Raw genomic sequence first — 25,042 nt, 5'->3', positions numbered from 1 at the left:
TTACCTATAAAAAAACCTAAACCGTGGAACCTTAGAATGAGCACAGCAATCAGTCCGACTGCTTATAACTATAAGGTAGTCCGCCAGTTCGCCATCATGACGGTGGTCTGGGGGATCCTTGGCATGGGGCTCGGGGTGTTCATCGCCTCGCAACTGGTTTGGCCGGAATTGAATTTCGGTCTGCCATGGACAACCTTCGGCCGCCTGCGCCCGCTGCACACCAACCTGGTGATCTTCGCCTTCGGCGGATGTGCATTGTTTGCCACCTCCTACTATGTCGTGCAGCGAACCTGCCAGACACGACTCATCTCCGACAGCCTCGCGGCCTTCACCTTCTGGGGTTGGCAAGCGGTCATCGTCGGCGCCATCGTCACCTTGCCGCTGGGCTACACCACGACCAAGGAATACGCCGAGCTGGAATGGCCGATCGCGATTCTGCTGGCCATCGTCTGGGTGACCTACGCAGTGGTGTTCTTCGGCACCATCGTCAAGCGCAAGACCAAGCACATCTATGTGGGCAACTGGTTCTACGGGGCCTTCATCCTGGTGACGGCGATGCTGCATATCGTCAACCACGCCTCGTTGCCGGTCAGCCTGTTCAAGTCCTACTCGGCCTACGCCGGGGCGACGGATGCGATGATCCAGTGGTGGTACGGCCACAACGCCGTGGGTTTCTTCCTCACCACCGGTTTCCTGGGGATGATGTACTACTTCGTGCCCAAACAGGCCGAACGGCCTATTTACTCGTATCGCCTGTCCATCGTGCACTTCTGGGCGCTGATCACCCTGTACATCTGGGCCGGCCCGCACCACCTGCACTACACCGCGCTGCCGGACTGGGCCCAGTCCCTGGGCATGGCGATGTCGATCATCCTGCTGGCCCCGAGCTGGGGCGGCATGATCAACGGCATGATGACCCTGTCGGGCGCCTGGCATAAGCTGCGCACCGACCCGATCCTGCGCTTTTTGGTGGTGTCCCTGGCGTTCTACGGCATGTCGACCTTCGAAGGGCCGATGATGGCGATCAAGACCGTCAACTCGCTGTCCCACTACACCGACTGGACCATCGGCCACGTACACGCCGGTGCCCTCGGCTGGGTAGCGATGATCTCCATCGGCGCCCTGTACCACATGATCCCCAAACTGTTCGGCCGTGTGCAGATGCACAGCGTCGGGCTGATCAACGCGCACTTCTGGCTGGCCACCATCGGCACCGTGCTCTACATCGCCTCGATGTGGGTCAACGGCATCACCCAGGGCCTGATGTGGCGTGCGATCAACGATGACGGCACCCTCACCTACTCCTTCGTCGAAGCGCTGCAAGCCAGCCACCCTGGTTTCATCGTCCGCGCCCTGGGGGGTGCGTTCTTTGCCAGCGGCATGCTGTTGATGGCCTACAACGTCTGGCGCACCGTGCGTGCCTCGGACCCGGCAGAAGCCGAAGCCGCCGCCAAGATCGCCGTTGTGGGAGCCCACTGATGAAGCATGAAGTCGTCGAGAAGAATATCGGCCTGCTGGCCTTCTTCATGGTCATCGCCGTGAGCATCGGTGGCCTGACCCAGATCGTTCCGCTGTTTTTCCAGGACGTGACCAACAAGCCGGTCGAAGGCATGAAGCCGCGCACCGCCCTTGAACTGGAAGGCCGCGACGTCTACATCGCCAACGGCTGTGTCGGCTGCCACTCGCAGATGATCCGCCCGTTCCGCGCCGAAACCGAACGCTACGGCCACTACTCGGTCGCCGGTGAAAGCGTGTGGGACCACCCGTTCCTGTGGGGCTCCAAGCGCACCGGCCCGGACCTGGCCCGTGTCGGCGGGCGCTACTCCGATGACTGGCAACGCGCGCACTTGTACAACCCGCGCAACGTGGTGCCTGAGTCGAAAATGCCGGCGTATCCGTTCCTCGTGGAAAACAAGCTCGACGGCAAGGACACCGCGAAGAAGATGGAAGTCCTGCGCACCCTGGGCGTGCCCTACACCGACGAAGACATCGCCGGTGCAGCCGCAGCCGTGAAGGGCAAGACCGAAATGGACGCATTGGTGGCCTACCTGCAAGGCCTGGGCACCATCATCAAAAGCAAACGGTGATTCTTCATGGATATCGGGATGATTCGAGGCCTGGGCACCGTCGTGGTGATGGTGGCCTTTATCGGCCTGGCGCTGTGGGTGTTCAGTCCCCGGCGCAAGTCGGAGTTTGACGACGCGACCATGTTGCCCTTTGCGGATGATCCCGAAGCCATCAAGCACGTCGAGCAAGCTTCTAGGAGTAACAAAGAATGACTACGTTCTGGAGTCTGTACGTCACAGTCCTCAGCCTGGGTACCATCTTCGCCTTGACCTGGCTGCTGCTGTCGACCCGCAAGGGCCAGCGCGCCGAGCAGACCGACGAGACCGTCGGCCACTCGTTCGACGGCATCGAGGAGTACGACAACCCGCTGCCCAAGTGGTGGTTCATGCTGTTCGTCGGCACCATCGTCTTCGCCCTTGGCTACCTGGTGCTCTACCCTGGCCTGGGCAATTGGAAAGGCCTGCTGCCGGGCTACAACTACCTCGACAACGACAAGCAAACCCCGTTCGCCAACGGCCAGACCGGCTGGACCGGCGTGCACGAATGGGAAAAGGAAATGGCCAGGTCGGACGCCAAGTTCGGGCCGATCTTCGCCAAATTCGCGTCGATGCCGATTGAAGATGTCGCCAAGGACCCGCAAGCCCTGAAGATGGGCGGTCGCCTGTTCGCCTCCAACTGTTCGGTGTGCCACGGCTCCGACGCCAAGGGCGCCTACGGTTTCCCCAACCTGACCGACGCCGATTGGCGCTGGGGTGGCGAACCGGCGACCATCAAGGAAACCATCATGAAGGGCCGCCATGCCGTCATGCCGGCCTGGCTGGACATTCTCAAGGAGCAAGGCGTCAGCGACGTCGCCGCGTTCGTCGTCACCAACCTCGACGGCCGCAAGCTGCCGGAAGGCGTAAAAGCCGATGTGGCCAACGGCGAGAAACTCTTCGCCGCCAACTGCGTGGCCTGCCACGGCCCCGCCGGCAAGGGCACTCCCGCCATGGGCGCGCCGGACCTGACCCACCCGGGTGCATTCATCTACGGTTCGAGCTTCGCCCAACTGCAGCAGACCATCCGTTGGGGCCGCCAGGGCCAGATGCCTGCGCAGGAGCAACTGCAAGGCAACGACAAGGTGCACTTGCTCGCGGCGTATGTTTACAGCTTGTCCCATGGGGATAAGAAGGCCGAAGAGCAGTAAGGCTCTCGGAAACAAAAGAGCCCCGCCCAGCGAAAGCTGGCGGGGCTTTTTCATTTCCAAGGCCGTGCCCCCCCCATGGGAAAAGCACGTTGACCGCTTGTAGCTTTAGGCTTGTGGCTTACCAAGGCCAAGTAGTAACGTAACTACATTCAACCCGCTCCAGGGGAGGCGCACCATGACTTTCACCACCATTTCCAGTCGCGAATTCAATCAAGACACAAGCGGTGCCAAAAAAGCCGCTCGCCAAGGCCCGGTTTTTATCACCGATCGCGGCAAGCCTGCCCATGTACTGCTAAGCATTGAGGACTACCAAAAGCTGACAGGTCGCAATGCCAACATCGTTGACCTGCTGGTGATGCCGGAAGCGGCCGATATCGACTTTGAAACCGAACGTGCCGTGATCACTCATCGACCCGTGGACCTCTCTTGATGTATCTACTCGACACCAACGTCATCTCTGAACTGCGTAAACCCCAGGCTGATGCAAACGTGGTCGCCTGGGCCAAAAGTGTCAGCGCACCGCGTATGTTTATTTCGGCAATCACCCTGAAAGAATTGGAAACCGGGGTCTTGCGCATTGAGCGGCGCGACCCGGCTCAGGGGAAGGTGTTGCGAACTTGGCTCAAGCGTCATGTGATGCCGGCCTTTGATGCCAGAATCCTGCCCGTCGATGCTGCAGTCGCGTTGCGTTGCGCACACTTGCATGTGCCGGACCGCGCCAATGAAAGTGACGCATTGATTGCCGCGACCGCGCTGGTGCATGGGCTCACGGTTGTCACGCGCAACGTCAGCGATTTCAAATCCAGCGGCGTTCCACTGATCAATCCTTGGGACGAATGACCGCTTCCTCCACGAAAACCGTCCATACTTCCCAAGTCAATTGATCCAGGTCACGTACACCATCAATTGATTTCCCCCAACGCGACCAAAGGTCGCACCCTTTGAGCACCATCGGGGGCGTATCATTACGCCACTGCAAGACCCTTAATTTGACCCCGGTTGGCACGTACTGGCCGAGGCAAATCTCCACCGCCGTGGGATGCAATGATGAGCAACCAGATACCGGTACATGACGTTACCCCGCCTGCCAAAAACGCCAGCAGTGCTGACACCAAGACTGTCGACCTGTACGCCTCGCGCGAAAAAATCTACACCCGCGCCTTCACCGGCCTCTTCCGCAACCTGCGCATGCTCGGCGGTGCCGGCCTGTTCCTGCTCTACTTCGGCACGGTGTGGCTGAACTGGGGCGGCCACCAGGCGGTGTGGTGGAACCTGCCGGAACGTAAGTTCTTTATTTTCGGCGCGACCTTCTGGCCCCAGGACTTCATCCTGCTGTCGGGCATCCTGATCGTCGCCGCGTTTGGCCTGTTCTTCATCACGGTGTACGCCGGCCGCGTGTGGTGCGGGTATACCTGCCCGCAAAGCGTGTGGACATGGATCTTCATGTGGTGCGAAAAGGTCACCGAAGGCGACCGCAACCAGCGTATCAAGCTGGACAAGGCACCCATGGGGGCCAACAAGTTCCTGCGCAAATTCAGCAAGCACACGCTGTGGCTGTTGATCGGTTTTGTCACCGGCATGACCTTTGTCGGCTACTTCTCGCCGATCCGCGAGCTGGTGTTCGACTTCTTCACCGGCCAGGCCGACGGCTGGTCGTATTTCTGGGTCGGCTTCTTCACCCTCGCCACCTATGGCAACGCCGGCTGGCTGCGCGAACAGGTGTGCATCTACATGTGCCCCTATGCACGCTTCCAGAGCGTGATGTTCGACAAGGACACCCTGATCGTTTCCTACGATCCACGCCGTGGCGAAGTGCGTGGCCCGCGTAAAAAAGGCACCGACTATAAGGCCCAGGGCCTGGGGGACTGCATCGACTGTACGATGTGCGTCCAGGTATGCCCTACCGGTATCGACATCCGCGACGGCCTGCAAATCGAGTGCATCGGTTGCGCCGCCTGTATCGACGCCTGCGACACCATCATGGACAAGATGGAGTACCCGCGCGGCCTGATCAGCTACACCACCGAGCACAACCTGTCGGGGCAGAAAACCCACAAGTTGCGCCCACGCCTGATCGGTTATGCCCTGGTGTTGCTGGCGATGATCAGCCTGTTGGCCGGGGCGTTCTTCATGCGTTCGCTGGTGGGCTTCGACGTGAGCAAGGACCGCGTGCTGTACCGCGAAAACGCCGAAGGGCGCATCGAAAACGTCTACAGCCTGAAGATCATGAACAAGGACCAGCGCGATCACACCTACGTGCTCGACGCCGCCGGCCTGCCGGACCTCAAGCTGCAAGGCCGACGTGAAATCAGAGTGGCGGCGGGCGATATCGTCAGCATGCCGGTGGAGCTGTCGAGTGCGCCGGAGCAACTGCCGTCGAGTACCAACGAGGTGAAATTCATCCTCACCGATGCCGATGACGCCAGCGTCCATGTTGAAGCCAAGAGCCGATTCATCGGCCCACAAGTTCGATAACGAGAGAACTGAACAATGCCCGTAGCCACTGCCGCAAGCCCCTGGTACAAGCACCTCTGGCCCTGGATCATCATTGGGATCCTGGCCTGCTCGGTGACCTTGACCTTGTCCATGGTGACCATCGCGGTGAACAACCCGGACAACCTGGTCAACGACAACTACTACGAGGCCGGCAAAGGCATCAACCGCTCCCTGGACCGCGAACGGTTGGCCCAGACCCTGCAACTGCGCGCCAAGCTGCACCTGGATGAGCTGACCGGCGAAGTCGAACTGCAACTCACCGGCTACAGCAACCCGAACACCCTGGAACTGAACCTCATCTCCCCGACCCAGCCGGAGAAGGATCGCAAGATCAACCTGACCCGCAGCGACAGCGAACCGGGCCGCTACATCGGCCAGGTCACCGACAAGGTCGAAGGCCGCCGCTTCGTGGAATTGCTGGGCGTGGAAGGCGACAGGACCTGGCGCCTGTTCGAGGAAGAAGAAGTCAGCCACGACAAGGATTTGCTGCTGGGTGATGAACCGTTGCAGGGTGCTGAAGACCTGAAAAAATAGCAGCGCCCATGACCAGCCCAACCCCCTGCTACCACTGCGCCCTGCCCGTCCCGTCCGGCAGTTGCTTCACCGCCGTGATCCTCGGCGAGCGCCGCGAGCTGTGCTGCCCCGGCTGCCAGGCCGTGGCCGAAGCGATTGTGGCCGGTGGGTTGGAAAGCTATTACCAGCACCGCAGCGAAGCCTCGGCCAACCCCGAGACGCTGCCGGTGCAACTGGTGGACGAACTGGCGCTGTATGACCGCGCCGACGTGCAAAAACCCTTCGTGCACCATGAAGGCGAGCTCGCCGAAACCACCTTGTTGATGGAAGGCATCAGTTGCGCCGCCTGTGGCTGGTTGATCGAGAAACACCTGCGCAGCCTGCCCGCCGTGGCCGAGGCGCGGCTGAACCTGTCCAACCATCGCCTGCAGGTGCGCTGGGCCGACGGGCAATTGCCGTTGAGCCAGTTGCTCAGTGAACTGCGCCATATCGGCTATGCCGCCCACCCGTATCAAGCGGACCGTGCGGCCGAGCAACTGGCCAGCGAGAACCGCCTGGCCCTGCGCCAGCTGGGGGTCGCCGGGCTGCTGTGGTTCCAGGCGATGATGGCGACCATGGCCACCTGGCCGGAATTCAATATCGACCTGAGCCCCGAGCTGCATGTGATCCTGCGCTGGGTGGCGATGTTTCTGACCACCCCCATCGTGTTCTACAGTTGTGCGCCGTTCTTCAAGGGCGCCATGCGCGACGTGCGTACGCGTCACCTGACCATGGACGTGTCGGTGTCCCTGGCCATTGGCGGGGCTTACCTGGCCGGGATCTGGACCGCAATCACCGGCGTGGGCGAGTTGTATTTCGATGCGGTGGGCATGTTTGCGCTGTTCCTGCTGGCAGGTCGCTACCTGGAGCGCCGTGCCCGGGAGCGCACGGCCGCCGCCACCGCGCAGTTGGTCAACCTGCTGCCCGCCTCATGCCTGCGCCTCAAAGGTGACGGCCAGAGCGAACGTATTCTCTTGAGCGAACTGGCGCTGGGCGACCGCGTGCTGGTGCATCCGGGCGCGGTTCTGCCGGCAGATGGGGTGATCCTCGACGGCCGCTCCAGCATCGATGAGTCGCTGCTCACCGGGGAGTACCTGCCGCTGCCGCGCCAAACCGGGGATGCGGTCACTGCCGGCACGCTGAACGTCGAAGGCGCGTTGACCGTCGAAGTGCGCGCCCTGGGCCATGAGACCCGCCTGTCCGCCATCGTGCGCCTGCTGGAGCGGGCCCAGGCCGAGAAGCCGCGCCTGGCGCAGATCGCCGACCGCGCCGCGCAGTGGTTCCTGTTGTGTTCGCTGATTGCCGCGGCGGTGATCGGCCTGTTGTGGTGGGAGCTGGATTCATCGCGGGCGTTCTGGATCGTGCTGGCGATGCTGGTCGCCACCTGCCCCTGCGCGTTGTCCCTGGCCACGCCGACCGCCCTCACCGCCGCCACCGGCACCCTGCACAAGCTCGGGCTATTGCTGACCCGTGGCCATGTGCTCGAAGGCCTGAACCAGATCGACACGGTGATCTTCGACAAGACAGGCACCCTCACCGAAGGCCGCCTGGCGTTGAAAGCGATCCGGCCCCTGGCCACTCTGAACAGTGACGAATGCCTGGGCCTCGCCGCCGCCCTGGAAAACCGCTCCGAACACCCGATTGCCCGCGCCTTCGGGCGTGCGCCGCTGGCCGCCGACGAGGTGCTCAGTTCCCCGGGCCTTGGCCTGGAGGGCCGTGTCGGCACACGCCAGTTACGCATCGGCCAGCCGGGGTTTGTTTGTGCACTCAGTGGGTGCCCGACTCCCGCCGCTCCGGAGGATGACGGCCAATGGCTGCTGCTGGGCGACGGCGACGGTGCCCTGGCCTGGTTCGTCCTCGACGACCGCCTGCGCAGCGATGCCCCTGCCCTGCTGGCCGCCTGCAAGGCGCGTGGTTGGCGCACGCTGCTGCTGTCGGGGGACAGTTCGCCGATGGTCGCCAGCGTCGCCGCTGAACTGGGCATCGATGAAGCCCACGGCGGCCTGCGCCCAGACGACAAGCTCCACGTGCTGCAACAACTGCACAAGGAAGGCCGCAAGGTGCTGATGCTCGGCGATGGCGTCAACGATGTGCCGGTGCTGGCCGCCGCCGACATCAGCGTGGCCATGGGCTCGGCCACCGACCTGGCCAAGACCAGCGCCGATGCGGTGCTGCTGTCCAACCGCCTGGATGCCCTGGTGCAGGCCTTTACCCTGGCACGACGCACCCGTCGGGTGATCATTGAAAACCTGCTGTGGGCGGGGCTGTACAATGGCCTTATGCTGCCGTTTGCCGCCCTCGGTTGGATCACTCCGATCTGGGCAGCGATCGGCATGTCCCTCAGTTCGTTGACCGTGGTGCTCAACGCCCTGCGCCTGACTCGCCTGCCGAGTGCGCAGGCCAGAAGCGCCCCTTTGGTAACCCGCCCGCTGCCGGCTTGAGCCGCGCGGGCATGGAGTGCAGATGCCAGCTCTATACGTGATGATTCCGGCGGCGCTGCTGTTAGTGGGCGTGGCCATCTACATCTTCTTCTGGGCGGTGGACAGCGGCCAGTACGACGACCTCGACGGCCCGGCCCACAGCGTGCTGTTCGACGACCAGGACCCCAACCACCTGGCGGCCGTGGACGAAGCCAACGGCCCCGAGCAACCGCCCGTGCCCAAAGACCCGCCCCATGCTTGAGCTGGCGCCGCTGCTGGTCTCTGCGCTGATCCTCGGCCTGCTGGGCGGCGGCCATTGCCTGGGCATGTGCGGCGGGCTGATGGGCGCGCTGACCCTGGCGATTCCCAAGGAACAACGCAGCCGTCGATTCCGCCTGCTGCTGGCGTACAACCTGGGGCGCATCCTCAGCTATGCCAGCGCCGGGTTATTGATCGGCCTCGCCGGCTGGGCGGTGGCCAACAGCCCGGCGGCCCTGTTCATGCGTGTGCTCGCCGGGTTGCTGTTGATCTGCATGGGGCTGTACCTGGCCGGTTGGTGGAGCGGCCTCACCCGCATCGAAAGCCTCGGGCGCGGCCTGTGGCGCTGCATACAGCCCGTCGCCAACCGTTTGCTGCCGGTGTCCAGCCTGCCCCGCGCGCTGCTGCTGGGCGCGCTGTGGGGCTGGTTGCCGTGCGGGCTGGTCTACAGCACCCTGCTGTGGGCCGCCAGCCAGGGTAATGCGCTGGACAGTGCGCTGCTGATGCTGGCTTTTGGCTTAGGCACATGGCCAGTACTGCTGGCGACCGGGTTGGCGGCCGAACGCGTGACCGCGTTATTGCGCAAGCGCAGCGTGCGTATGGCCGGGGGCCTGCTGGTGATTATTTTCGGTATCTGGACCCTGCCAGGTCCGCACCAGCACTGGCTGATGGGCCATTAAAAGGCTATGTGGCATAGCGCCGCTCCCCGTTGATGCAAATCAAGATGCCCTACCGGCCACGCCCCTAGACTCGGCTCACTAGCCTATCCGGGGAATGCCCGCATGCTCGACGCCATTCGTTGGGACCCACATCTGATTCAACGCTACGACCTGGCGGGACCGCGCTACACGTCCTACCCCACCGCCGTACAATTCGACAGCCAGGTCGGCACCTTCGACCTGCTCCACGCCCTGCGCGAAAGCCGCAAGGCCACGCGACCGTTGTCGCTGTATGTGCATGTGCCATTCTGCGCGAATATTTGCTACTACTGCGCGTGCAACAAGGTGATCACCAAGGACCGTGGCCGCGCCCAGGCCTACCTGCAACGCCTGGAGCAGGAGATTCAGCTGGTGGCCTGCCACCTCGACCCGAAACAATCAGTCGAGCAATTGCACTTCGGCGGCGGCACCCCGACCTTTCTCAGCCACGACGAACTGCGCCAGGTCATGGGCAGCCTGCGCCAGCACTTCAATCTGCTCGACGACGACTCCGGCGACTACAGCATCGAGATCGACCCGCGCGAAGCCGACTGGGCGACCATGGGCCTGCTGCGTGAACTCGGCTTCAACCGGGTGAGCATCGGCCTGCAAGACCTCGACCCCGACGTGCAGCGCGCGGTCAACCGCCTGCAAAGCCTGGAAGAAACCCGCGCGGTGATCGACGCCGCCCGCACCCTGCAGTTTCGCTCGATCAATATCGACCTGATCTACGGCCTGCCCAAGCAGACGCCGATCAACTTCGCGCGCACCGTGGAGGAAGTGATCAAGCTGCAGCCGGACCGCCTGTCGGTGTTCAACTACGCGCATCTGCCGGAACGCTTCATGCCCCAACGCCGGATCAACAGCGAGGAACTGCCATCGCCGGAATCCAAACTGCTGATGCTGCAAACCACCATCGAGCAACTGACCCAGGCCGGCTACCGCTATATCGGCATGGACCACTTCGCCCTGCCGGACGACGAACTCGCCATTGCCCAGGAAGAAGGCACGCTGCAACGTAACTTCCAGGGCTACACCACCCACGGCCATTGCGACCTGATCGGGCTCGGCGTGTCAGCCATCAGCCAGATCGGCGACCTGTATTGCCAGAACAGCAGTGACCTGAACGGCTATCAGAACGCCCTGGCCAGCGCCCAACTGGCCACCAGCCGTGGCTTGCTGTGCACCACGGATGATCGGTTACGTCGGGAAGTGATCCAGCAGTTGATCTGCACGTTCAGCCTGGCCTTCGAGCAGATCGAACAGGCGTTCAACATCGATTTTCGCGGGTATTTCGACGAGGTCTGGCCGCAACTTGAGGCGATGGCGCAAGACGGCCTGATCGAACTGGATGCCCAAGGCATTCGCGTGCTGCCCGCCGGACGGCTGCTGGTGCGTTCAGTCTGCATGGTGTTCGATGCGTACCTGGAGCACCAGAACCGGCAGCGGTTTTCGCGGGTGATCTAGTTACATCGACAACGACGCGGCTTTGAGCGCGTCATCGGCGCTCATGGTCTTCATCGCTTTGGCCAGAGAGGTCTGGGCCGTCATCAAACCTGCCTGCAACGAACTGATCGCGCCTTGCACATTGGCGGTCTTGGCCCGGGCCTGCTCCGGGGTCAAGCTTTTGTCTGCCGCGATCGCCTGAAGCTCAGCCATTTTCTCGGCGATCTGCTGTTTCAGCTTGCGGATCATTTTCAGCACCTCCTTGACGTTATCGTCCAGGCCGCTGTCGTCGATATCGGCATTCGCGCTTTTGGGCGCCCCGGCCGCCTTGAACGCTGCGGCGGAAATAGTCACCGTCACCCCTTCAATCACCTTGGTTTCAGGCGCCGGCGCGGTCACGGGCAGCTTTTCCTCGGCCTCGGCAGCGGGCTTCAAGTCCTGCACGCTGGGTACACGGATGGCAGGGTTGTAAGCCGCGATAACAGACATGATCCGAGCTCCGAAGGGTAGATATGCAACTGTATCGGCAACGGTACAAAAAGCTTTATACCGTTGCCTGTTTTTTGTACAGGCTGGCTTCACTGCCCACCAGTGCGGTACCCTTACGTCTTATGTGTGTTTTCCCACAAGGATTTAAGAAATGTCCGAGCCAGTCAAACTGCGCGCTCACAGCCAGGCTCACTGCAAGGATTGCAGCCTGGCCCCCCTCTGCTTGCCACTTTCGTTGAATCTGGAAGACATGGATGCGCTGGACGAAATCGTTAAACGCGGTCGCCCGCTCAAGAAAGGCGAGTTTCTGTTTCGCCAGGGGGACAAGTTCGATTCCGTCTATGCAGTACGTTCGGGCGCGCTGAAGACCTTCAGCCTGAGCGACAGCGGCGAAGAGCAGATCACCGGTTTCCACCTGCCCAGCGAGCTGGTCGGGTTGTCGGGCATGGACACCGAGATTCACCCGGTGTCGGCCCAGGCCCTGGAAACCACCTCAGTGTGCGAAATCCCCTTCGAGCGCCTGGACGAACTGGCCCTGCAATTGCCACAACTGCGCCGTCAATTGATGCGCGTGATGAGCCGCGAGATTCGTGACGACCAACAGATGATGCTGCTGTTGTCGAAGAAAACCGCCGACGAGCGCATCGCCACCTTCCTGGTCAACCTGTCGGCGCGGTTCCGTGCCCGTGGTTTCTCGGCCAACCAGTTCCGCCTGAGCATGTCGCGCAACGAAATCGGCAATTACCTGGGCCTGGCGGTGGAAACCGTATCCCGTGTGTTTACCCGCTTCCAGCAGAGCGAACTGCTGGCCGCCGAAGGCAAGGAAGTGCACATCCTCGACCCGATCCAGCTGTGCGCACTCGCCGGTGGTTCCTTGGAAGGCTGATGCAGACGCGTGCGGCCGCGCCAATCGGTGAGGCCGCAGGTATACTTCGAGTCCGTTTTCCGCCCAGGACTCTTCGACGATGACTTTCGATTCGTTCGACATCAAATCCCTGATCCGCCCCGTCATCGACTTCCCCAAGCCTGGGGTGATCTTTCGTGACATCACACCGCTGTTCCAATCGCCCAAGGCCCTGCGCCTGGTGGCTGACACCTTTGCCCATCGCTATGTCGAGGCCGATTTCAGCCATATCGGCGCGATGGATGCGCGCGGCTTCCTGATCGGCTCGATCATCGCCTACCAACTGAACAAGCCGCTGATCCTGTTCCGCAAGCAGGGCAAGCTGCCGGCTGACGTGCTGTCCGAGGGTTACCAGACCGAATACGGCGAGGCCTTCCTCGAAGTGCATGCCGACAGCCTGTGCGAAGGTGATTCGGTGCTGATGTTCGATGACCTGATCGCCACGGGCGGTACCCTGATCGCGGCGGCCAACCTGGTGCGACGCATGGGGGCGAAGATCTTTGAAGCGGCGACGATCATTGACCTGCCGGAACTGGGCGGCTCGCAACGCCTGGAAGACATGGGCATCCCGACGTTTTGCCTGACCCGCTTTGCCCTCACCGAGCGGTAACGGCTGCGCGGACTGACGTTATCAGGGGCAAGTGGATTCGCCGCACTGCCCCTCCCACATTTGATCCTGCGCTGATCGTCAGAGCGCGATCGGTTTACGACCGGCGAACGAATGCGCCAACGTGCCGCCGTCCACCAACTCCAATTCGCCACCCAGCGGCACGCCATGGGCGATACGCGAAGTGACCAGGCCTTTGTTGCTCAGCAGTTGGGCGATGTAATGCGCGGTGGCTTCACCTTCTACGGTCGGGTTGGTGGCCAGGATCACCTCGGTAAAGGTGCCCTGCTCCTCGATACGCGCCACCAGCTGCGGAATGCCGATGGCCTCCGGCCCCAGGCCATCGAGCGGCGAGAGATGGCCCTTGAGCACGAAGTAGCGCCCGCGATAACCGGTCTGCTCCACCGCATACACATCCATCGGCCCTTCCACCACGCACAGCAGCGTGTCATCGCGGCGCGGGTCGGCGCATTGCGGGCAGAGTTCTTCTTCGGTGAGGGTCCGGCACTGGCGGCAGTGGCCCACCCCGGTCATGGCCTGGCTCAAAGCCTGGGCCAACCGGGTACCGCCGCTGCGATCACGCTCCAGCAGTTGCAGCGCCATGCGTTGGGCGGTTTTCTGGCCGACACCCGGCAACGTGCGCAGGGCATCGATCAGTTGGCGAATCAGGGGGCTGAAGCTCATGGGCGAGTGGTCCGACAAAACAACGAGACGCGGTTTATACCCGCGCCTCGGATTAGCGTCAAATGCTCAATCCTGCGCGACCCGTACCACCAACTTGCCGAAGTTGCGCCCTTCCAGCAAACCGATAAAGGCTTCGGGCGCCTGCTCCAGGCCCTCGACCACGTCTTCGCGGAACTTGATCTTGCCGTCGCGTACCCACGGCGCCATGGCGCTGAGGAACTCCGGCTGGCGATCACCGTAGTCGTCAAACACGATAAAGCCCTGGATCCGTACACGCTTGGTCAACAACGTGCGTTGCAGCGCCGGCAAGCGGTCAGGCCCGCTGGGCGCTTCATGGGCGTTATAGCCGGCGATCAGCCCGCACAGGGGGATGCGCGCCTTGGGGTTGAGCAACGGCAGCACGGCGTCGAACACCTTGCCACCGACGTTTTCGAAATAAATGTCCACGCCCTTGAAGCAGGCCTGGGCCAAGTCGTCGGCAAAGGTTGCGCTCTTGTGGTCGATGCAGGCATCAAAACCCAATTCGTCCACCACGTAGCGGCACTTCTCGGCACCGCCCGCAATCCCGACCACACGCAGGCCCTTGAGCATGGCCACCTGGCCGACCACCGAACCCACCGCGCCGGAGGCAGCCGCCACCACCAGGGTTTCTCCGGCTTTCGGCTGGCCGATGTCCATCAGGCCCATGTAGGCGGTCATGCCCGGCATGCCCAGCACCCCCAGGGCCATGGACGGGCTGGCCAGGCCATTGGGCACCGGGATCAGGTTGCGGCCGTCGGAAATGCTGTGGCTCTGCCAACCGGTGGCGCCGACGACCAGATCACCCACCTCGAATTTCGGATTACGCGATTGCTCGACACGGCTGACAGCCCCGCCGGTCATCACCTCGTCGATTTCCACCGGTGCGGCGTAGGACGGTGCGTCGCTCATGCGCCCGCGCATATAAGGGTCGAGGGAGAGGTAGAGCGTCTTCAGCAGGACCTGGCCGTCTGCCAATTCCGGCAAGGTCACCCGTTCCAGGCGGAAGTTTTCCGGCGTGGGTGCGCCTTGAGGGCGTGAGACCAGGACAATGCGCTGGTTCAATGTCGGTTCGTGAGGCATGAAGGGGCTCCTTGATCGAATCTATCGGTATAGGGTGCAGACCATGGGTGCCGCGCCAGGGTTCGATTGGATTGGCACAAACAAAAATGCCAGGCACAAGGCCTGGCATTGGAGTCTAGCTAAAGCCTGGCGATCAGAACGGCAGCTTCATGCCCGGTGGCAGTTGCATGCCGGCAGTCACGCCGGACATTTTGTCCTGGCTGTTGGCTTCGATCTTGCGCACGGCGTCGTTGACGGCCGCGGCGAACAACGCCTCGAGCATTTCCAGGTCATCTTCGCCCACGCCTGGCAATACGCTTGGGTCGATGCTCACGCGCTTGATGTCGTGACGACCGGTCATCACCACGCTGACCATATCGCCACCGGCTTTACCGGTGACTTCGGCGTTGGCCAGCTCTTCCTGCATCTTGGCCATCTTTTCCTGCATCTGCTGCGCCTGCTTCATCAGGCCGGCCATGCCACCTTTCATCATGGGAATCACCTCAAAAGTACGTGGATCAATGAATAGCCCGGTGTCAGGATGACTGGGGCACCGGGGCTTCGACAGGTTCAATTGTATCTTGGCGAACGACCGCACCGAACTGCTGCATCATTTGCTGGATGAGCGGATCGCCGTGGATCGAGTCCTCAGCCTCGCGCTGGCGGTTGATACGCCGGCGGGTCGCGGCCTGGGCCGGGGTTTCCTGCTCGGGCTTGATCAACTCGATGGCGATGGTCAGCGTGCGCCCATGGTACTGGTTCAGGGCATCGTTGAGGCGCCGCTGTTGGGTCGCGTTGAACAGGGCGCTGTGGGCCGGGTCCAGGTGCAACAGCCAGTGGTCGCCGTCGATGGCGATCAGGGTGCAGTTGGCGGCGATGCTGCCGGTCATGCCGGAAATCGGCAGTTTCGGGAACAGCTCCAGCCATTGCAGGGCCAGGCCGGTGGCCGGTGCCGCAGCGGGCTCCACCTCGGGTTCCGGGGCCGGCTCGGCGGTGTGCTCGCTGGCCAGATCGTCCAGGTAGCTGTAGGCCGAATCCATGTCCGGCTCGATGTAGTCTTCGTCCAGCGGCGGTTCGTCGTCGAGGTCGATGCCCGGGGTTGCGGCTTCGACCTGGGCCACAGTCGGCTCGGGAACCGGGGCCGACACCCACTCGGGGGCGGCCGGTACCACGCTGTCCGGCGTCGGCGCAGGCATCGGCGTCAGCTCGGGCTGCTCACCGACGGTTTCCAGGACAGGCTCGACATAGGGCTGCTGTTCGACCTCGACCTCAGCGTCTACCGGGTCATTCCAGGGCAGGTCGACGACAGGCTCGGGCTCGACAACCGGTTCCGGCTCAACCACCGCTGCCGCCACTACCGGTGCCGGCTCAGGCGCCGGCGCAACAGGGGCAGCAACCACTGGCGCGACCACCGCCGCGCCAGCCACTGGTTTGGCGGAATCAACTGTGGCCTGGCTGATCCCCACTGGCTTTAGCGGCTGTCTCGGTGCGTCTGCCGAATCCGCCGGCCGGAAGGCCAGCATCCGCAGCAGGACCATCTCGAAGCCTCCGCGCGGATCGGGCGCCAAAGGCAGGTCGCGACGACCGATCAGGCCCATCTGGTAGTAGAACTGCACGTCTTCGGCCGGCAACGCCTGGGCCAGGGCCAACACGCGGTCGCGGTCGCCATGGCCGTTGTCGACACCTTCCGGCAATGCCTGGGCGATGGCAACGCGGTGCAGCACATTGAGGATTTCCGAGAGCACGCCGTTCCAGTCCGGGCCTTGCTCCGAGAGGTGGCGCACGGCTTCGAGCAACGCCTTGGCATCGCCCTCGATCAGCGCGTGCAGCACGTCGAACACCTGGCCGTGGTCCAGGGTGCCGAGCATGGCGCGCACATCGGCGGCCATGACCTTGCCTTCACCAAAGGCAATGGCCTGGTCGGTGAGGCTCATGGCATCGCGCATCGAGCCATCGGCGGCGCGGCCCAGCAGCCACAGTGCGTCGTCTTCGAACGGTACGTTCTCGACGCCCAGCACGTGGGTCAAATGCTCCACCACGCGCTCGGGGGTCATGTTCTTCAGGGAGAACTGCAGGCACCGCGACAGGATCGTTGCAGGCAGTTTCTGCGGGTCGGTGGTGGCCAGGATGAATTTGACGTAGGGCGGCGGCTCTTCCAGGGTTTTCAACAAGGCGTTGAAGGAATGGCTGGAAAGCATGTGCACTTCGTCGATCAGGTAGACCTTGAAGCGGCCACGGCTGGGCGCGTACTGCACATTGTCGAGCAGCTCGCGGGTGTCTTCGACCTTGGTGCGGCTCGCGGCGTCGATCTCGATCAGGTCGACGAAACGCCCTTCGTCGATCTCGCGGCACACCGAGCAGGTGCCGCAGGGCGTCGAAGTGATACCGGTTTCACAGTTCAGGCATTTGGCGATGATGCGCGCAATGGTGGTCTTGCCCACTCCACGGGTACCGGTGAACAGGTAGGCGTGGTGCAGCCGCTGGCTGTCCAAGGCATTGATCAGAGCCTTGAGCACATGGGTCTGGCCGACCATTTCGCGGAACGAGCGCGGACGCCATTTACGTGCAAGAACCTGATAACTCATCGAAAACCGTCGCAACTGGGAAGCGGAAGCGGGTAATGCTAGCGGAGCAAGGGGGAAATTGCATCCGGCACGCTCGCCTAATCTGACTAAGCTCTGCTGACTGGCCCCGAAAAGGCCTGAACCCGGAGAGTGTATGCGCGTAGTCCTGGGCGCTTTATGGATGATGACCACGGCTTGCCTGGCGGCGCCTGCACCGCTGCGTTTCTCGGTTTCCGACAGTTGGGCGATGCCCATGGTGCAGGTGGAGAACGGCCGGCCTACACAGGGGATTTTGTATGATTTGATGTTGAGCCTGGCCACCCAGGTTGGCCAGCCGGCGGAATTCCACGTGCTGGCCCGCGCCCGTATCGCCACAGCCATGGGGCACGGGGATATTGATGTGCGCTGTTATGTCACCCAGGCGTGGGTCGACAACCTGTCCGGCGACTACATCTGGAGCTTGCCTTTAATGGTGCAGCGCAATGTGCTGGTCAGTGTGCGCAACCAGCCGGTGCAGGTGCTCAAGCTGACACCCCAGCCGATCGGCACGGTGCTCAACTATCGCTATGGCGCCCTCGACCCACTGTTTGCCAACGGCCAACTAACCCGCGACGACGCCCGCAGCGAAGAACAGGTGCTGCACAAGCTGGTGGCGGGGCGATTCAACTACGCAGTGAGCAATGAATGGATCGTCGACCGTTTCAACCAGAAAATGCCAATCAGCCAGCGCTTGCACAAAGTTGCGCTGATTGAGGAGCAAAACCTCGGCTGCATCGTGCGCAACGATCCCGACGTGCCGGCCCAAAAGATCCTGCGCACTTTGCTGCGGATGAAAATGTCCGGCGAAATCGACGACATCATCAAGCTATACACTGGCGAAGACCCGGTCCCCCTGCACGCTCCTGACAAAAACTGACAGGCACTCCTTATAGACTCGGCGCCACACCACGCCCGTTCTCAAGGAGCCCACATGAACACCCTCGCCCATTACTTCCTGCTGTACGTCGACAGCCCGGCCACCAGTGCCCATTTCTATAGCCGCCTGCTGGGCAAGCCGCCGGTCGAATTGAACCCGACCTTTGCCCTGTTCATTCTGGACAATGGGGTAAAGCTCGGGCTGTGGTCGCGTCATACCGTCGAGCCGGCAGCCCGGTTCACAGGCGGTGGCGGTGAAGTGGGCTTCTCGCTGCCCGACATGGCCGCCGTGGACGCGTTGCACGACCAATGGGCAGAACGGGGCGCCATCATTGTCCAGTCACCGACGCCCATGGACTTCGGCTACACCTTCGTCGCCCAGGACCTCGACGGCCACCGCTTGCGCGCGTTTAGCCTGAACGACTGACCGCCAGCGCCCCTCCAGGCTGATGGCCGCCACGCTGGCCAGCACGATCACAGCGCCCAGCATCACCTGCACGGCAATGTGCTCGCCCAGCAACGTCGCGGCCATCACCATCGCCACCGGCGGGATCAGGTACATCGCCACCGACGCGCGGCTGACCTCCACATGCTTCAACACATACCCCCAGGCCAGATACGCCAAAGCGCTGGGAAAAATGCCAAGTACCAGCACCGCCACGTTCTCCGCCAACGGCGCCTGCACCACTGCAGCCGGCAGGCCCGGCAGGTTCACACACAGCATCAGGGTGCCCGCCCACACCATGTAGCACGCCATGGTCAGCGGACTGTAGCGGTGGGCATAGTGTTTCTGCAGGGCGAAGTACACGCTCCACGACACCGCCGCCAGCAGGATCGACAAGCCACGCGGGTCGATCTCACCCAGCCCCTGATCCCCCCAGATCACCACCAGCACGCCGAGCAGCCCCAGCAAGACGCAGCCCCAGCGCCAGGCACTGACCCGTTCCTTCAGACAGAAAAACGCGATCAGCACACTGAACAACGGCGCCGACTGCGCCAGGACGCTGGACGCCGCTGCCGTTACCCATTGCTGCCCATAGTTGAGGCTGGTGTGATGCAGGAACACGCCGAAGAACCCCAGCACCAGCAACCACGGAACATCCCGCAGGCGCGGCCGGCCGATGCCCATCACCAGTGCCACACCACCCATGAACAGCGAGGCAATCAAAAACCTTAGCAATGCCAATTGGCCGGGACTGTAGCTGTGCAGCCCGACGTGCACGCCAATCGGCGAATAGGCCCAACACAGGATGACGCTGGCGATGACTAGCGTAAGCTTTACAGGTGAAGGGGTATTCATCGATGGCGTCCAGAAACCGGGAAGGAGTGCCGTCAGTCTTGGCCCGGGCAAGGCGCAGGACAATTAACCGTTTCTGACTTCTGCAATCACTGGAACTGAGCAATGGAACTGGCCCAACTGAAAATGGTGCGAGCGGTGGCACAAACCGGCAGCGTGGCCCAGGCGGCCGTGCTGCTGCATTGCGTGCCGTCCAACATCACCACGCGCATCAAGCAGCTGGAAGGCGAGCTGGGCACACCGCTATTCATCCGCGCCGGACGTGGACTGGCCATCAGTGCCGCCGGTGAGATTTTCCTGGATTACTGCGAGCGCATCCTGGCGCTGGTGGATGAGTCCAAACGCGCCGTGGACGCCAATGCGATTCCCCGTGGCACCTTGCGTATCGGCGCGGTGGAGTCCAGCGCCAGCGGGCGCTTGCCGCCCCTGCTGGCGGAGTATCATCGGCGCTACCCCGATGTCAGCCTGGAACTGGTGACCGGCGCCTGGGGCCCGTTGCTCGACGACCTGCAACACCACCGCCTGGACGTGGCGCTGGTGGCCGCCGGCAACAAACGCACCAAGCTCGAACACAGCGTGGTCTACAGCGAACACCTGGTGCTGATCGCCAGCGCGTCCAGCGCCCCCATCAGTGGCGCCGAGGACCTCGCCGGCCGCACCCTGCTGGTATGGCCACTCGGCTGCCCCTATCGCGCAGCCCTGGAAAACTGGGTCAAGCCCCATGACTTCAAGCCGACCATCGCCAGTTATGCCAGCTGGGGCACGATCATCGGCTGCGTCAGCGCGGGGATTGGCGTGGCGTTGGCGCCGGAAGGGATCCTGGCCCGCTATGAGCAGGCCAACCAGCTGGCGTCTTATCGATTTGAAGAGTTGGCGGCGGTGGATAACCTGCTGTTCTGGCACAAGGACACCCAGCGGCATCTGGCCAGGGACGCATTTGCCGAGCTGTTGCGGGAGACTTTTGACTAACTCGCAACATGTTGTTTCGGTTATCCTCCAGCGAAATTAATTCAAAATGTAAGGGACTACCATGAATTACTTCCGCCTGGTGTTGGCGGCGGCCGCTCTGAGCCTGCCTGCCGCGCCTGCCGTTGCTGCTGCCTCGCCTGCCCCCGTTGAAACCAGTGCCCCCGCCGAAACAGCCGAGCACTTTCTGGCGTCACTCAACCAAAAGACCGGCACGGTCACCCTGCCCAGCGGCATCGCCACCCTCAAGCTCACCGACGAGTTCTACTACCTCGACCCCGCCGATACCGAGCGCTTGCTCACCGATGGCTGGGGCAACCCGCCGGGCTTCAAGACCCTGGGCATGATCGTGCCCAAAGCCGTCAGCCCATTGTCGGAACGCGGTTGGGGCGTGATCGTCAGCTACAAGGCAGATGGGCACATCTCCGACGAAGATGCGGCAAAAATCGACTACGCCGACCTGCTCAAACAAATGCAGGAAGAAGACGAAGCAGAGAACAAGGAACGCCAGAAACAAGGCTACGCCGGCCTGCATCTGCTGGGCTGGGCCGAGCCACCGCGCTACGACGACACCACCCACAAGATGTATTGGGCCCGCGAACTGAAGGCTGACGACGCCGACCAGAACACCCTCAACTACAGCATCCGCGTGTTGGGCCGTGAAGGCGTACTGGAACTCAACGCTGTGGCCGCCATGGCCGACCTGGCCACCATCCAACAGGAATTGCCTAAGGTGCTGGCCTTTACCAACTTCACCGACGGCAACCTCTATACCGACTTCAACCCGAAAACCGACAAGCTTGCCACTTACGGCCTCGCCGCGCTGGTTGCCGGTGGGATCGCCGCCAAGGCCGGGCTATTTGCCAAGATCGGTATCTTCCTGCTGGCTGCGAAGAAGTTCCTGGTGATCGGCGTAGTGGCGCTGCTCGCAGTGATTCGCAAGCTGTTCAACCGCGGCAAGGCCTGAACCCCAGGCACAAAAACGCCGCAGCGTGCCCGGCACACTGCGGCGATTGGGATGACTCAGTTGGGCGCGACCAGTCGACTGTATTGATCCTGGCTGATCCAGCCACTGAACGAGCGGTCGTCGTCATTGATGAACTCGACCTGGGCCCAACCGTCCTTGAAGGCCAGCACACCGACCACATCGCGCTTGACGATATACGGACGCTTGGCGGCCTTGGCGCCTGGGGCCTTGAGCAGGTAAGCCTTGTCGGCAGACACCGTCACCAGGCCGATCCATTGTTTGCTGGCGGTCTGGGTCAGGTCCAGGCCGGTGGCAATCTCCGGCATCAGCACATTCAGGCAGCCGGGGTGCTGGCGGCCCTCTTCCACCGTCAGGGTCACGCCATCGGACGAAGGCGCCAGGCTGCCGGGATGAGCCTCGTCAAGCCACGTGGTGAGCGCCTCAGGCTTGCCTTGCAGGTAAAACGCGCAACGGCGGGTGACGCCCTCGCCCATGGCTTCCGAATAGAACCCTTCGACCTGATGCTCCGGCGTCACCGCCAGCATCAGCCCTTCGTACTTGCCCGAATGCAACGCGGCCGAACCGGCCAAGGCAGGGCCCACGGCGCACAACGACAACACACCTATCGCTAGAAAACGGATCATCCTATTTTTTCCCTTCAAGTTTTTCGTAGGCTTTTTGCATAAGGACGTCGTAGTTGCCGTAGTCCTCGCCGTTATAGTTACGTGCCATGCCGGTAAAATCCTTGGCTTTCATGGCCTTCATCAATGCCGGGCTCTTGCTGCAAAAACCGAGGAAGGCTTTTAGTTGGTTACCGGCATTCACCTTTAGTGCTGCCGAAAACTCAAACACCGTCTTGTAGCCGCACGAGGCAAAGTTAAAGCCCATGATCTGGAACATGCCCCACGACGCCGACATGAGGGCCGCTTCCTGGTCCAGGGCAAAGGCGGTGGCCATGGTTTCCCAAGCCTTGGCCTGGTCCTTGTTATTGGCCTGCCACTGCGGCCCGGCCTTTTTCTTGTAGGGGTAGGACAGCAGCGGGTGCGCCTGGTCGTAGATGTGCTTGGTGTACTTGCGAAACAAGTGCCCTTCAAACGCGATCACCGGCAACTTGGCCGGCCCGAACCCGGAACGCCCACCTGATTCCACGGTGGCGAAGGCCTTGATGATATTCACCGAAATACCGCTGCCCAACTGCGTGGCAGCATTCTGGAAATCCGTTTCACTGAGGGTCATGCCCCCGTCGCACGTGGCCTGGAGCATCAATTGCCGGTTACGCCGCTCGGCCTCGATCATCGCGCGCATGCGGTCCAGGTACACATTGACCGTGGCCTGCACCGCATCGCCCTGGTTGTTGCCGAATGCATTGAGAAAACTCGGGATGCGCATCGTCGGAAAGGCCTTCACCGGCACCTTCACCGCTTCTTCGATCAGGCTGTTGAACGTACGACCGGTGGGGTCGACCACACCATCGGGATGGGCATACTTGAGGTGGCGAAACTGGTATTGGCTGATGCACTGCACCAACTGGCCATCGCACTTGCCGTTTTCGGCCAGCGGGAAACCCATCTTGGGAATGATCAGATTGAATAAATACTGGATGCACTGCACATCGGCGGGCAAGTTGCGGGCTTTACCCGGCGCACCTACCGAAGCACTGATAAGACGGGGTAACCCTTGCAGGCTTTTCATCACAGACATCCTTGTTAGTTAAAGAAGTGATGGCACTTCAATATCAAGTCGGCGCCCTCGTCATACTCTGTAACAAGTGGCCGGCGGAAACTAACAAGGCGGTTTGGGGTTGTCCAGAGGGGTGTTGGAAAGTTGTGAAACAACCATCATCGACCGCGCAATAAAACATCGGCAGTTGACTGAAAACAGGTGATTTGGATTTGAATCGAAGGGGGACTGCAAGGAAGAGCGCTATGGAGGCAACCCCACCAGCCACACCCCGGCACACAATGTTCCCGCTGTGGCTGCTGCCTTCCGGCTCTGACCAGGTTCACGGGTAATCGTTGCGGGGGGACCGATGGGGTCACCATAACGACGCTGGCCTCTCGGCAAGCGGGGCCATTGTACCGATCTCATCGGAAGTTACAACCGTTGGCGACGGATTAAAAATATGAAGGGGTTCAAGCACTTGCCATGGCCGTCAGCATCCCCTCCCACAGGGGTTCATCATTGTGCCTGCAACACCTCGTCCGCCCGGCCACCCTCTTCCTGGATCACCAGGTGGATGAAGTGCAGCTTGGCGATCACCGCCGGTGGCAGCACGAATGGGTAGAAGTCCGGCTGGCCCATGGCGCGGGACAGTTCATTGAGCATGCCCGCCAGTTCGATCCAGGCGTTGACGAAGGACAGGAATGCCACGCCGCCGGGATGTTCGGGGTCGTAGAGAGTGGTGAGTGGGAATGGCTGGTAATCCAGGTCCATCTCACGGGCGCTCATGCCAAAGCCCAGGGCGGTGTCGACGGCGTCCATCATGTGCAGGTAGTGGGCCCAAGTTTCGGCCCAGTCTTCCCAGGGGTGCATGGTGGCGTAGGCACTGACGCAGGTTTGCTGCCAGTCGGGGCGTGGGCCGTTCTGGTAGTGCTGATCGAGGGCGTCGGCGTAACTGGCGCGTTCGTCGCCGAACAGGTTGCGAAAAGGCTCCAGCCAGTGGCTGTTGGCGATCAGGCGATCCCAGTAATAGTGACCGACCTCATGGCGAAAGTGGCCCAGCAAGGTGCGATAGGGTTCGCGCATCTGCACGCGGATTTTTTCGCGGTGGGCGTCGTCGGCTTCCTTGATGTCGAGGGTGATCAGGCCGTTGGCATGCCCGGTCATGGGCGCGTTGCCTTCCAAGTCGATGCCGACGAAGTCGAACGCCAGGCCGCTGTCCTCGTCGACGCTCTTGGGCACCACTTGCAGGCCCAGGCTGATCAACTGCGCCACCAGCCGACGCTTGGCGGTCTCCACCTTGCGCCAGCGCTCAGGGTTCTCCGGGATCGACAGGTCGGGGATGGTGCGGTTGAGGCTGCACGCCACGCACAGCGGTGCGGTGCTGTGGGCGGGAATCAGCCAGTTGCAGGCCGCCGGGGTGTCGAGGTTGGCACAGCGGCGGAAGGCGCCTGCATCGAGGTTGTCGTCCTGTAGCCAGGTGCCTTCCACGGGCCCAGGCTGCAAGGAGGACAAGCGGCTTTGCTGCGGTTGATAGCCCAGCACCGCGTGGCAGGCCAGGCATTGGCTGTTGCGAAAGAACAGCGCTTGCCCGCACCGGCACTGCCACACCTTGCCGTTGCGCGAGGTTTCGGCCATGAACGGTGCGGCGATGCGCGAACTGAGTTGCTCGAAGTAGCGGAACATGGCGATCTCTCCCTGGGTGACTGAGACTAGATCATCTGGGACTCAGGATCGTTCCACTTTCTTCAAGGGCGGCTTCGCAGCCTGGCGCGGGCGGTGCGACG

27 protein-coding genes and 1 other RNA gene are annotated in these 25,042 nt (G+C 62.2%); 18 read left to right on the top strand and 10 right to left on the bottom strand.

Going from position 1 to position 25,042, the window contains the following annotated elements; genetic code table 11:
- Window positions 1-36 precede the first annotated feature (36 nt).
- The 12 genes from ccoN (at window position 37) to hemN (ending at window position 11,144) form a co-directional block, all read left to right on the top strand.
- Window positions 37-1,479, top strand: coding sequence for a cytochrome-c oxidase, cbb3-type subunit I (gene ccoN, locus C8K58_RS11695; protein WP_027603733.1), 1,443 nt, complete (start codon window positions 37-39; stop codon window positions 1,477-1,479).
- The gene (gene ccoO, locus C8K58_RS11690) at window positions 1,479-2,087 is read left to right on the top strand and encodes a cytochrome-c oxidase, cbb3-type subunit II (protein WP_003193167.1); all 609 of its coding nucleotides are present in this window, start codon (window positions 1,479-1,481) and stop codon (window positions 2,085-2,087) included. Before ccoN ends, ccoO begins: the two co-directional genes overlap by 1 nt.
- Window positions 2,088-2,093: 6 nt before the next feature.
- The gene (locus tag C8K58_RS11685) at window positions 2,094-2,279 is read left to right on the top strand and encodes a CcoQ/FixQ family Cbb3-type cytochrome c oxidase assembly chaperone (RefSeq protein WP_003193169.1); all 186 of its coding nucleotides are present in this window, start codon (window positions 2,094-2,096) and stop codon (window positions 2,277-2,279) included.
- Complete coding sequence (ccoP, locus tag C8K58_RS11680; protein ID WP_027603732.1) at window positions 2,276-3,253, top strand: cytochrome-c oxidase, cbb3-type subunit III; 978 nt, start codon at window positions 2,276-2,278, stop codon at window positions 3,251-3,253. The genes C8K58_RS11685 and ccoP overlap by 4 nt, the downstream gene beginning before the upstream one ends.
- A gap of 175 nt (window positions 3,254-3,428) precedes the next feature.
- Entirely contained in the window at window positions 3,429-3,683 is a 255-nt protein-coding gene (locus tag C8K58_RS11675; RefSeq protein ID WP_108573743.1) for a type II toxin-antitoxin system Phd/YefM family antitoxin, read from the top strand.
- Window positions 3,683-4,093 (top strand): type II toxin-antitoxin system VapC family toxin, encoded by a 411-nt coding sequence (locus tag C8K58_RS11670; RefSeq protein ID WP_065924739.1) that lies wholly within the window; start codon window positions 3,683-3,685, stop codon window positions 4,091-4,093. Before C8K58_RS11675 ends, C8K58_RS11670 begins: the two co-directional genes overlap by 1 nt.
- A 207-nt stretch (window positions 4,094-4,300) precedes the next feature.
- Window positions 4,301-5,728 carry a cytochrome c oxidase accessory protein CcoG gene (gene ccoG / locus C8K58_RS11665; protein WP_027603729.1) on the top strand — a complete coding sequence of 476 codons (1,428 nt, stop codon included), beginning with the start codon at window positions 4,301-4,303 and terminating at the stop codon, window positions 5,726-5,728.
- A gap of 15 nt (window positions 5,729-5,743) precedes the next feature.
- Complete coding sequence (locus tag C8K58_RS11660; RefSeq protein WP_065924741.1) at window positions 5,744-6,283, top strand: FixH family protein; 540 nt, start codon at window positions 5,744-5,746, stop codon at window positions 6,281-6,283.
- A gap of 8 nt (window positions 6,284-6,291) precedes the next feature.
- The gene (locus C8K58_RS11655) at window positions 6,292-8,742 is read left to right on the top strand and encodes a heavy metal translocating P-type ATPase (RefSeq protein ID WP_108573742.1); all 2,451 of its coding nucleotides are present in this window, start codon (window positions 6,292-6,294) and stop codon (window positions 8,740-8,742) included.
- Window positions 8,743-8,764: 22 nt separating this feature from the next.
- Complete coding sequence (gene ccoS, locus C8K58_RS11650; protein ID WP_027603726.1) at window positions 8,765-8,983, top strand: cbb3-type cytochrome oxidase assembly protein CcoS; 219 nt, start codon at window positions 8,765-8,767, stop codon at window positions 8,981-8,983.
- The gene (locus tag C8K58_RS11645; RefSeq protein ID WP_027603725.1) at window positions 8,976-9,659 is read left to right on the top strand and encodes a sulfite exporter TauE/SafE family protein; all 684 of its coding nucleotides are present in this window, start codon (window positions 8,976-8,978) and stop codon (window positions 9,657-9,659) included. Before ccoS ends, C8K58_RS11645 begins: the two co-directional genes overlap by 8 nt.
- A gap of 102 nt (window positions 9,660-9,761) precedes the next feature.
- Window positions 9,762-11,144 (top strand): oxygen-independent coproporphyrinogen III oxidase, encoded by a 1,383-nt coding sequence (hemN, locus tag C8K58_RS11640; protein ID WP_027603724.1) that lies wholly within the window; start codon window positions 9,762-9,764, stop codon window positions 11,142-11,144.
- On the opposite strand, the gene C8K58_RS11635 is transcribed toward hemN, so the two are convergent.
- Window positions 11,145-11,612: a hypothetical protein gene (locus C8K58_RS11635; RefSeq protein ID WP_092355340.1), complete on the bottom strand. Its 468-nt coding sequence runs from the start codon at window positions 11,610-11,612 to the stop codon at window positions 11,145-11,147.
- 151 nt (window positions 11,613-11,763) lie between these two features.
- Here C8K58_RS11635 and fnr point away from each other — a divergent pair, with 151 nt between their 5' ends.
- Together fnr and C8K58_RS11625 are read left to right on the top strand one after the other, a co-directional pair.
- Window positions 11,764-12,498, top strand: a complete 735-nt coding sequence (gene fnr, locus C8K58_RS11630) for a fumarate/nitrate reduction transcriptional regulator Fnr (RefSeq protein WP_027603722.1) — start codon at window positions 11,764-11,766, stop codon at window positions 12,496-12,498.
- Between the two features lie 79 nt (window positions 12,499-12,577).
- Window positions 12,578-13,126 carry an adenine phosphoribosyltransferase gene (locus C8K58_RS11625; protein ID WP_108573741.1) on the top strand — a complete coding sequence of 183 codons (549 nt, stop codon included), beginning with the start codon at window positions 12,578-12,580 and terminating at the stop codon, window positions 13,124-13,126.
- A gap of 78 nt (window positions 13,127-13,204) precedes the next feature.
- Here C8K58_RS11625 and recR read toward each other — a convergent pair whose 3' ends face one another.
- From recR to dnaX, 4 genes are all read right to left on the bottom strand, one after another.
- Window positions 13,205-13,807 carry a recombination mediator RecR gene (gene recR / locus C8K58_RS11620; protein ID WP_027603720.1) on the bottom strand — a complete coding sequence of 201 codons (603 nt, stop codon included), beginning with the start codon at window positions 13,805-13,807 and terminating at the stop codon, window positions 13,205-13,207.
- 66 nt (window positions 13,808-13,873) lie between these two features.
- Window positions 13,874-14,908, bottom strand: coding sequence for an NADP-dependent oxidoreductase (locus tag C8K58_RS11615; RefSeq protein WP_027603719.1), 1,035 nt, complete (start codon window positions 14,906-14,908; stop codon window positions 13,874-13,876).
- A gap of 133 nt (window positions 14,909-15,041) precedes the next feature.
- Window positions 15,042-15,380, bottom strand: coding sequence for a YbaB/EbfC family nucleoid-associated protein (locus C8K58_RS11610; RefSeq protein ID WP_003193199.1), 339 nt, complete (start codon window positions 15,378-15,380; stop codon window positions 15,042-15,044).
- Between the two features lie 43 nt (window positions 15,381-15,423).
- A complete protein-coding gene (gene dnaX / locus C8K58_RS11605) occupies window positions 15,424-17,472 on the bottom strand; it encodes a DNA polymerase III subunit gamma/tau (RefSeq protein WP_108573740.1) in 2,049 nt (682 codons plus the stop codon).
- A gap of 133 nt (window positions 17,473-17,605) precedes the next feature.
- Between dnaX and C8K58_RS11600 the strand changes: the two genes are divergently transcribed.
- Complete coding sequence (locus C8K58_RS11600) at window positions 17,606-18,367, top strand: ABC transporter substrate-binding protein (RefSeq protein ID WP_027603717.1); 762 nt, start codon at window positions 17,606-17,608, stop codon at window positions 18,365-18,367.
- A 54-nt stretch (window positions 18,368-18,421) separates the two neighbouring features.
- A complete protein-coding gene (locus C8K58_RS11595) occupies window positions 18,422-18,793 on the top strand; it encodes a VOC family protein (protein ID WP_027603716.1) in 372 nt (123 codons plus the stop codon).
- Here the strand turns inward: C8K58_RS11595 and C8K58_RS11590 are convergent.
- A complete protein-coding gene (locus tag C8K58_RS11590) occupies window positions 18,707-19,666 on the bottom strand; it encodes a DMT family transporter (RefSeq protein ID WP_108573739.1) in 960 nt (319 codons plus the stop codon). The genes C8K58_RS11595 and C8K58_RS11590 overlap by 87 nt on opposite strands.
- Before the next feature lie 102 nt (window positions 19,667-19,768).
- Between C8K58_RS11590 and C8K58_RS11585 the strand changes: the two genes are divergently transcribed.
- Entirely contained in the window at window positions 19,769-20,632 is an 864-nt protein-coding gene (locus tag C8K58_RS11585; protein ID WP_108573738.1) for a LysR family transcriptional regulator, read from the top strand.
- 61 nt (window positions 20,633-20,693) lie between these two features.
- On the top strand, window positions 20,694-21,596 hold the full coding sequence (locus C8K58_RS11580; RefSeq protein ID WP_108573737.1) for a DUF2167 domain-containing protein: 903 nt from the start codon (window positions 20,694-20,696) through the stop codon (window positions 21,594-21,596).
- A gap of 56 nt (window positions 21,597-21,652) precedes the next feature.
- Here C8K58_RS11580 and C8K58_RS11575 read toward each other — a convergent pair whose 3' ends face one another.
- The 4 genes from C8K58_RS11575 to C8K58_RS11560 all read right to left on the bottom strand — a co-directional run bounded on the left by C8K58_RS11575 (window position 21,653) and on the right by C8K58_RS11560 (window position 24,941).
- Window positions 21,653-22,240, bottom strand: a complete 588-nt coding sequence (locus C8K58_RS11575) for a hypothetical protein (RefSeq protein ID WP_108573736.1) — start codon at window positions 22,238-22,240, stop codon at window positions 21,653-21,655.
- A 1-nt stretch (window position 22,241) separates the two neighbouring features.
- A complete protein-coding gene (locus C8K58_RS11570; RefSeq protein ID WP_065924756.1) occupies window positions 22,242-23,288 on the bottom strand; it encodes an N-acetylmuramidase family protein in 1,047 nt (348 codons plus the stop codon).
- Between the two features lie 243 nt (window positions 23,289-23,531).
- Window positions 23,532-23,628: signal recognition particle sRNA small type (gene ffs, locus C8K58_RS11565), an RNA gene on the bottom strand.
- 146 nt (window positions 23,629-23,774) lie between these two features.
- Window positions 23,775-24,941 carry a putative zinc-binding metallopeptidase gene (locus tag C8K58_RS11560; RefSeq protein WP_108573735.1) on the bottom strand — a complete coding sequence of 389 codons (1,167 nt, stop codon included), beginning with the start codon at window positions 24,939-24,941 and terminating at the stop codon, window positions 23,775-23,777.
- Window positions 24,942-25,042 lie beyond the last annotated feature (101 nt).

This window comes from Pseudomonas sp. GV047, assembly GCF_003058245.1.
In the GTDB taxonomy this organism is placed as follows: Bacteria; Pseudomonadota; Gammaproteobacteria; order Pseudomonadales; family Pseudomonadaceae; genus Aquipseudomonas; species Aquipseudomonas marginalis.
Note: the sequence above shows the minus strand (reverse complement) of the source record. Positions and strands in the feature narration are given on the sequence as shown.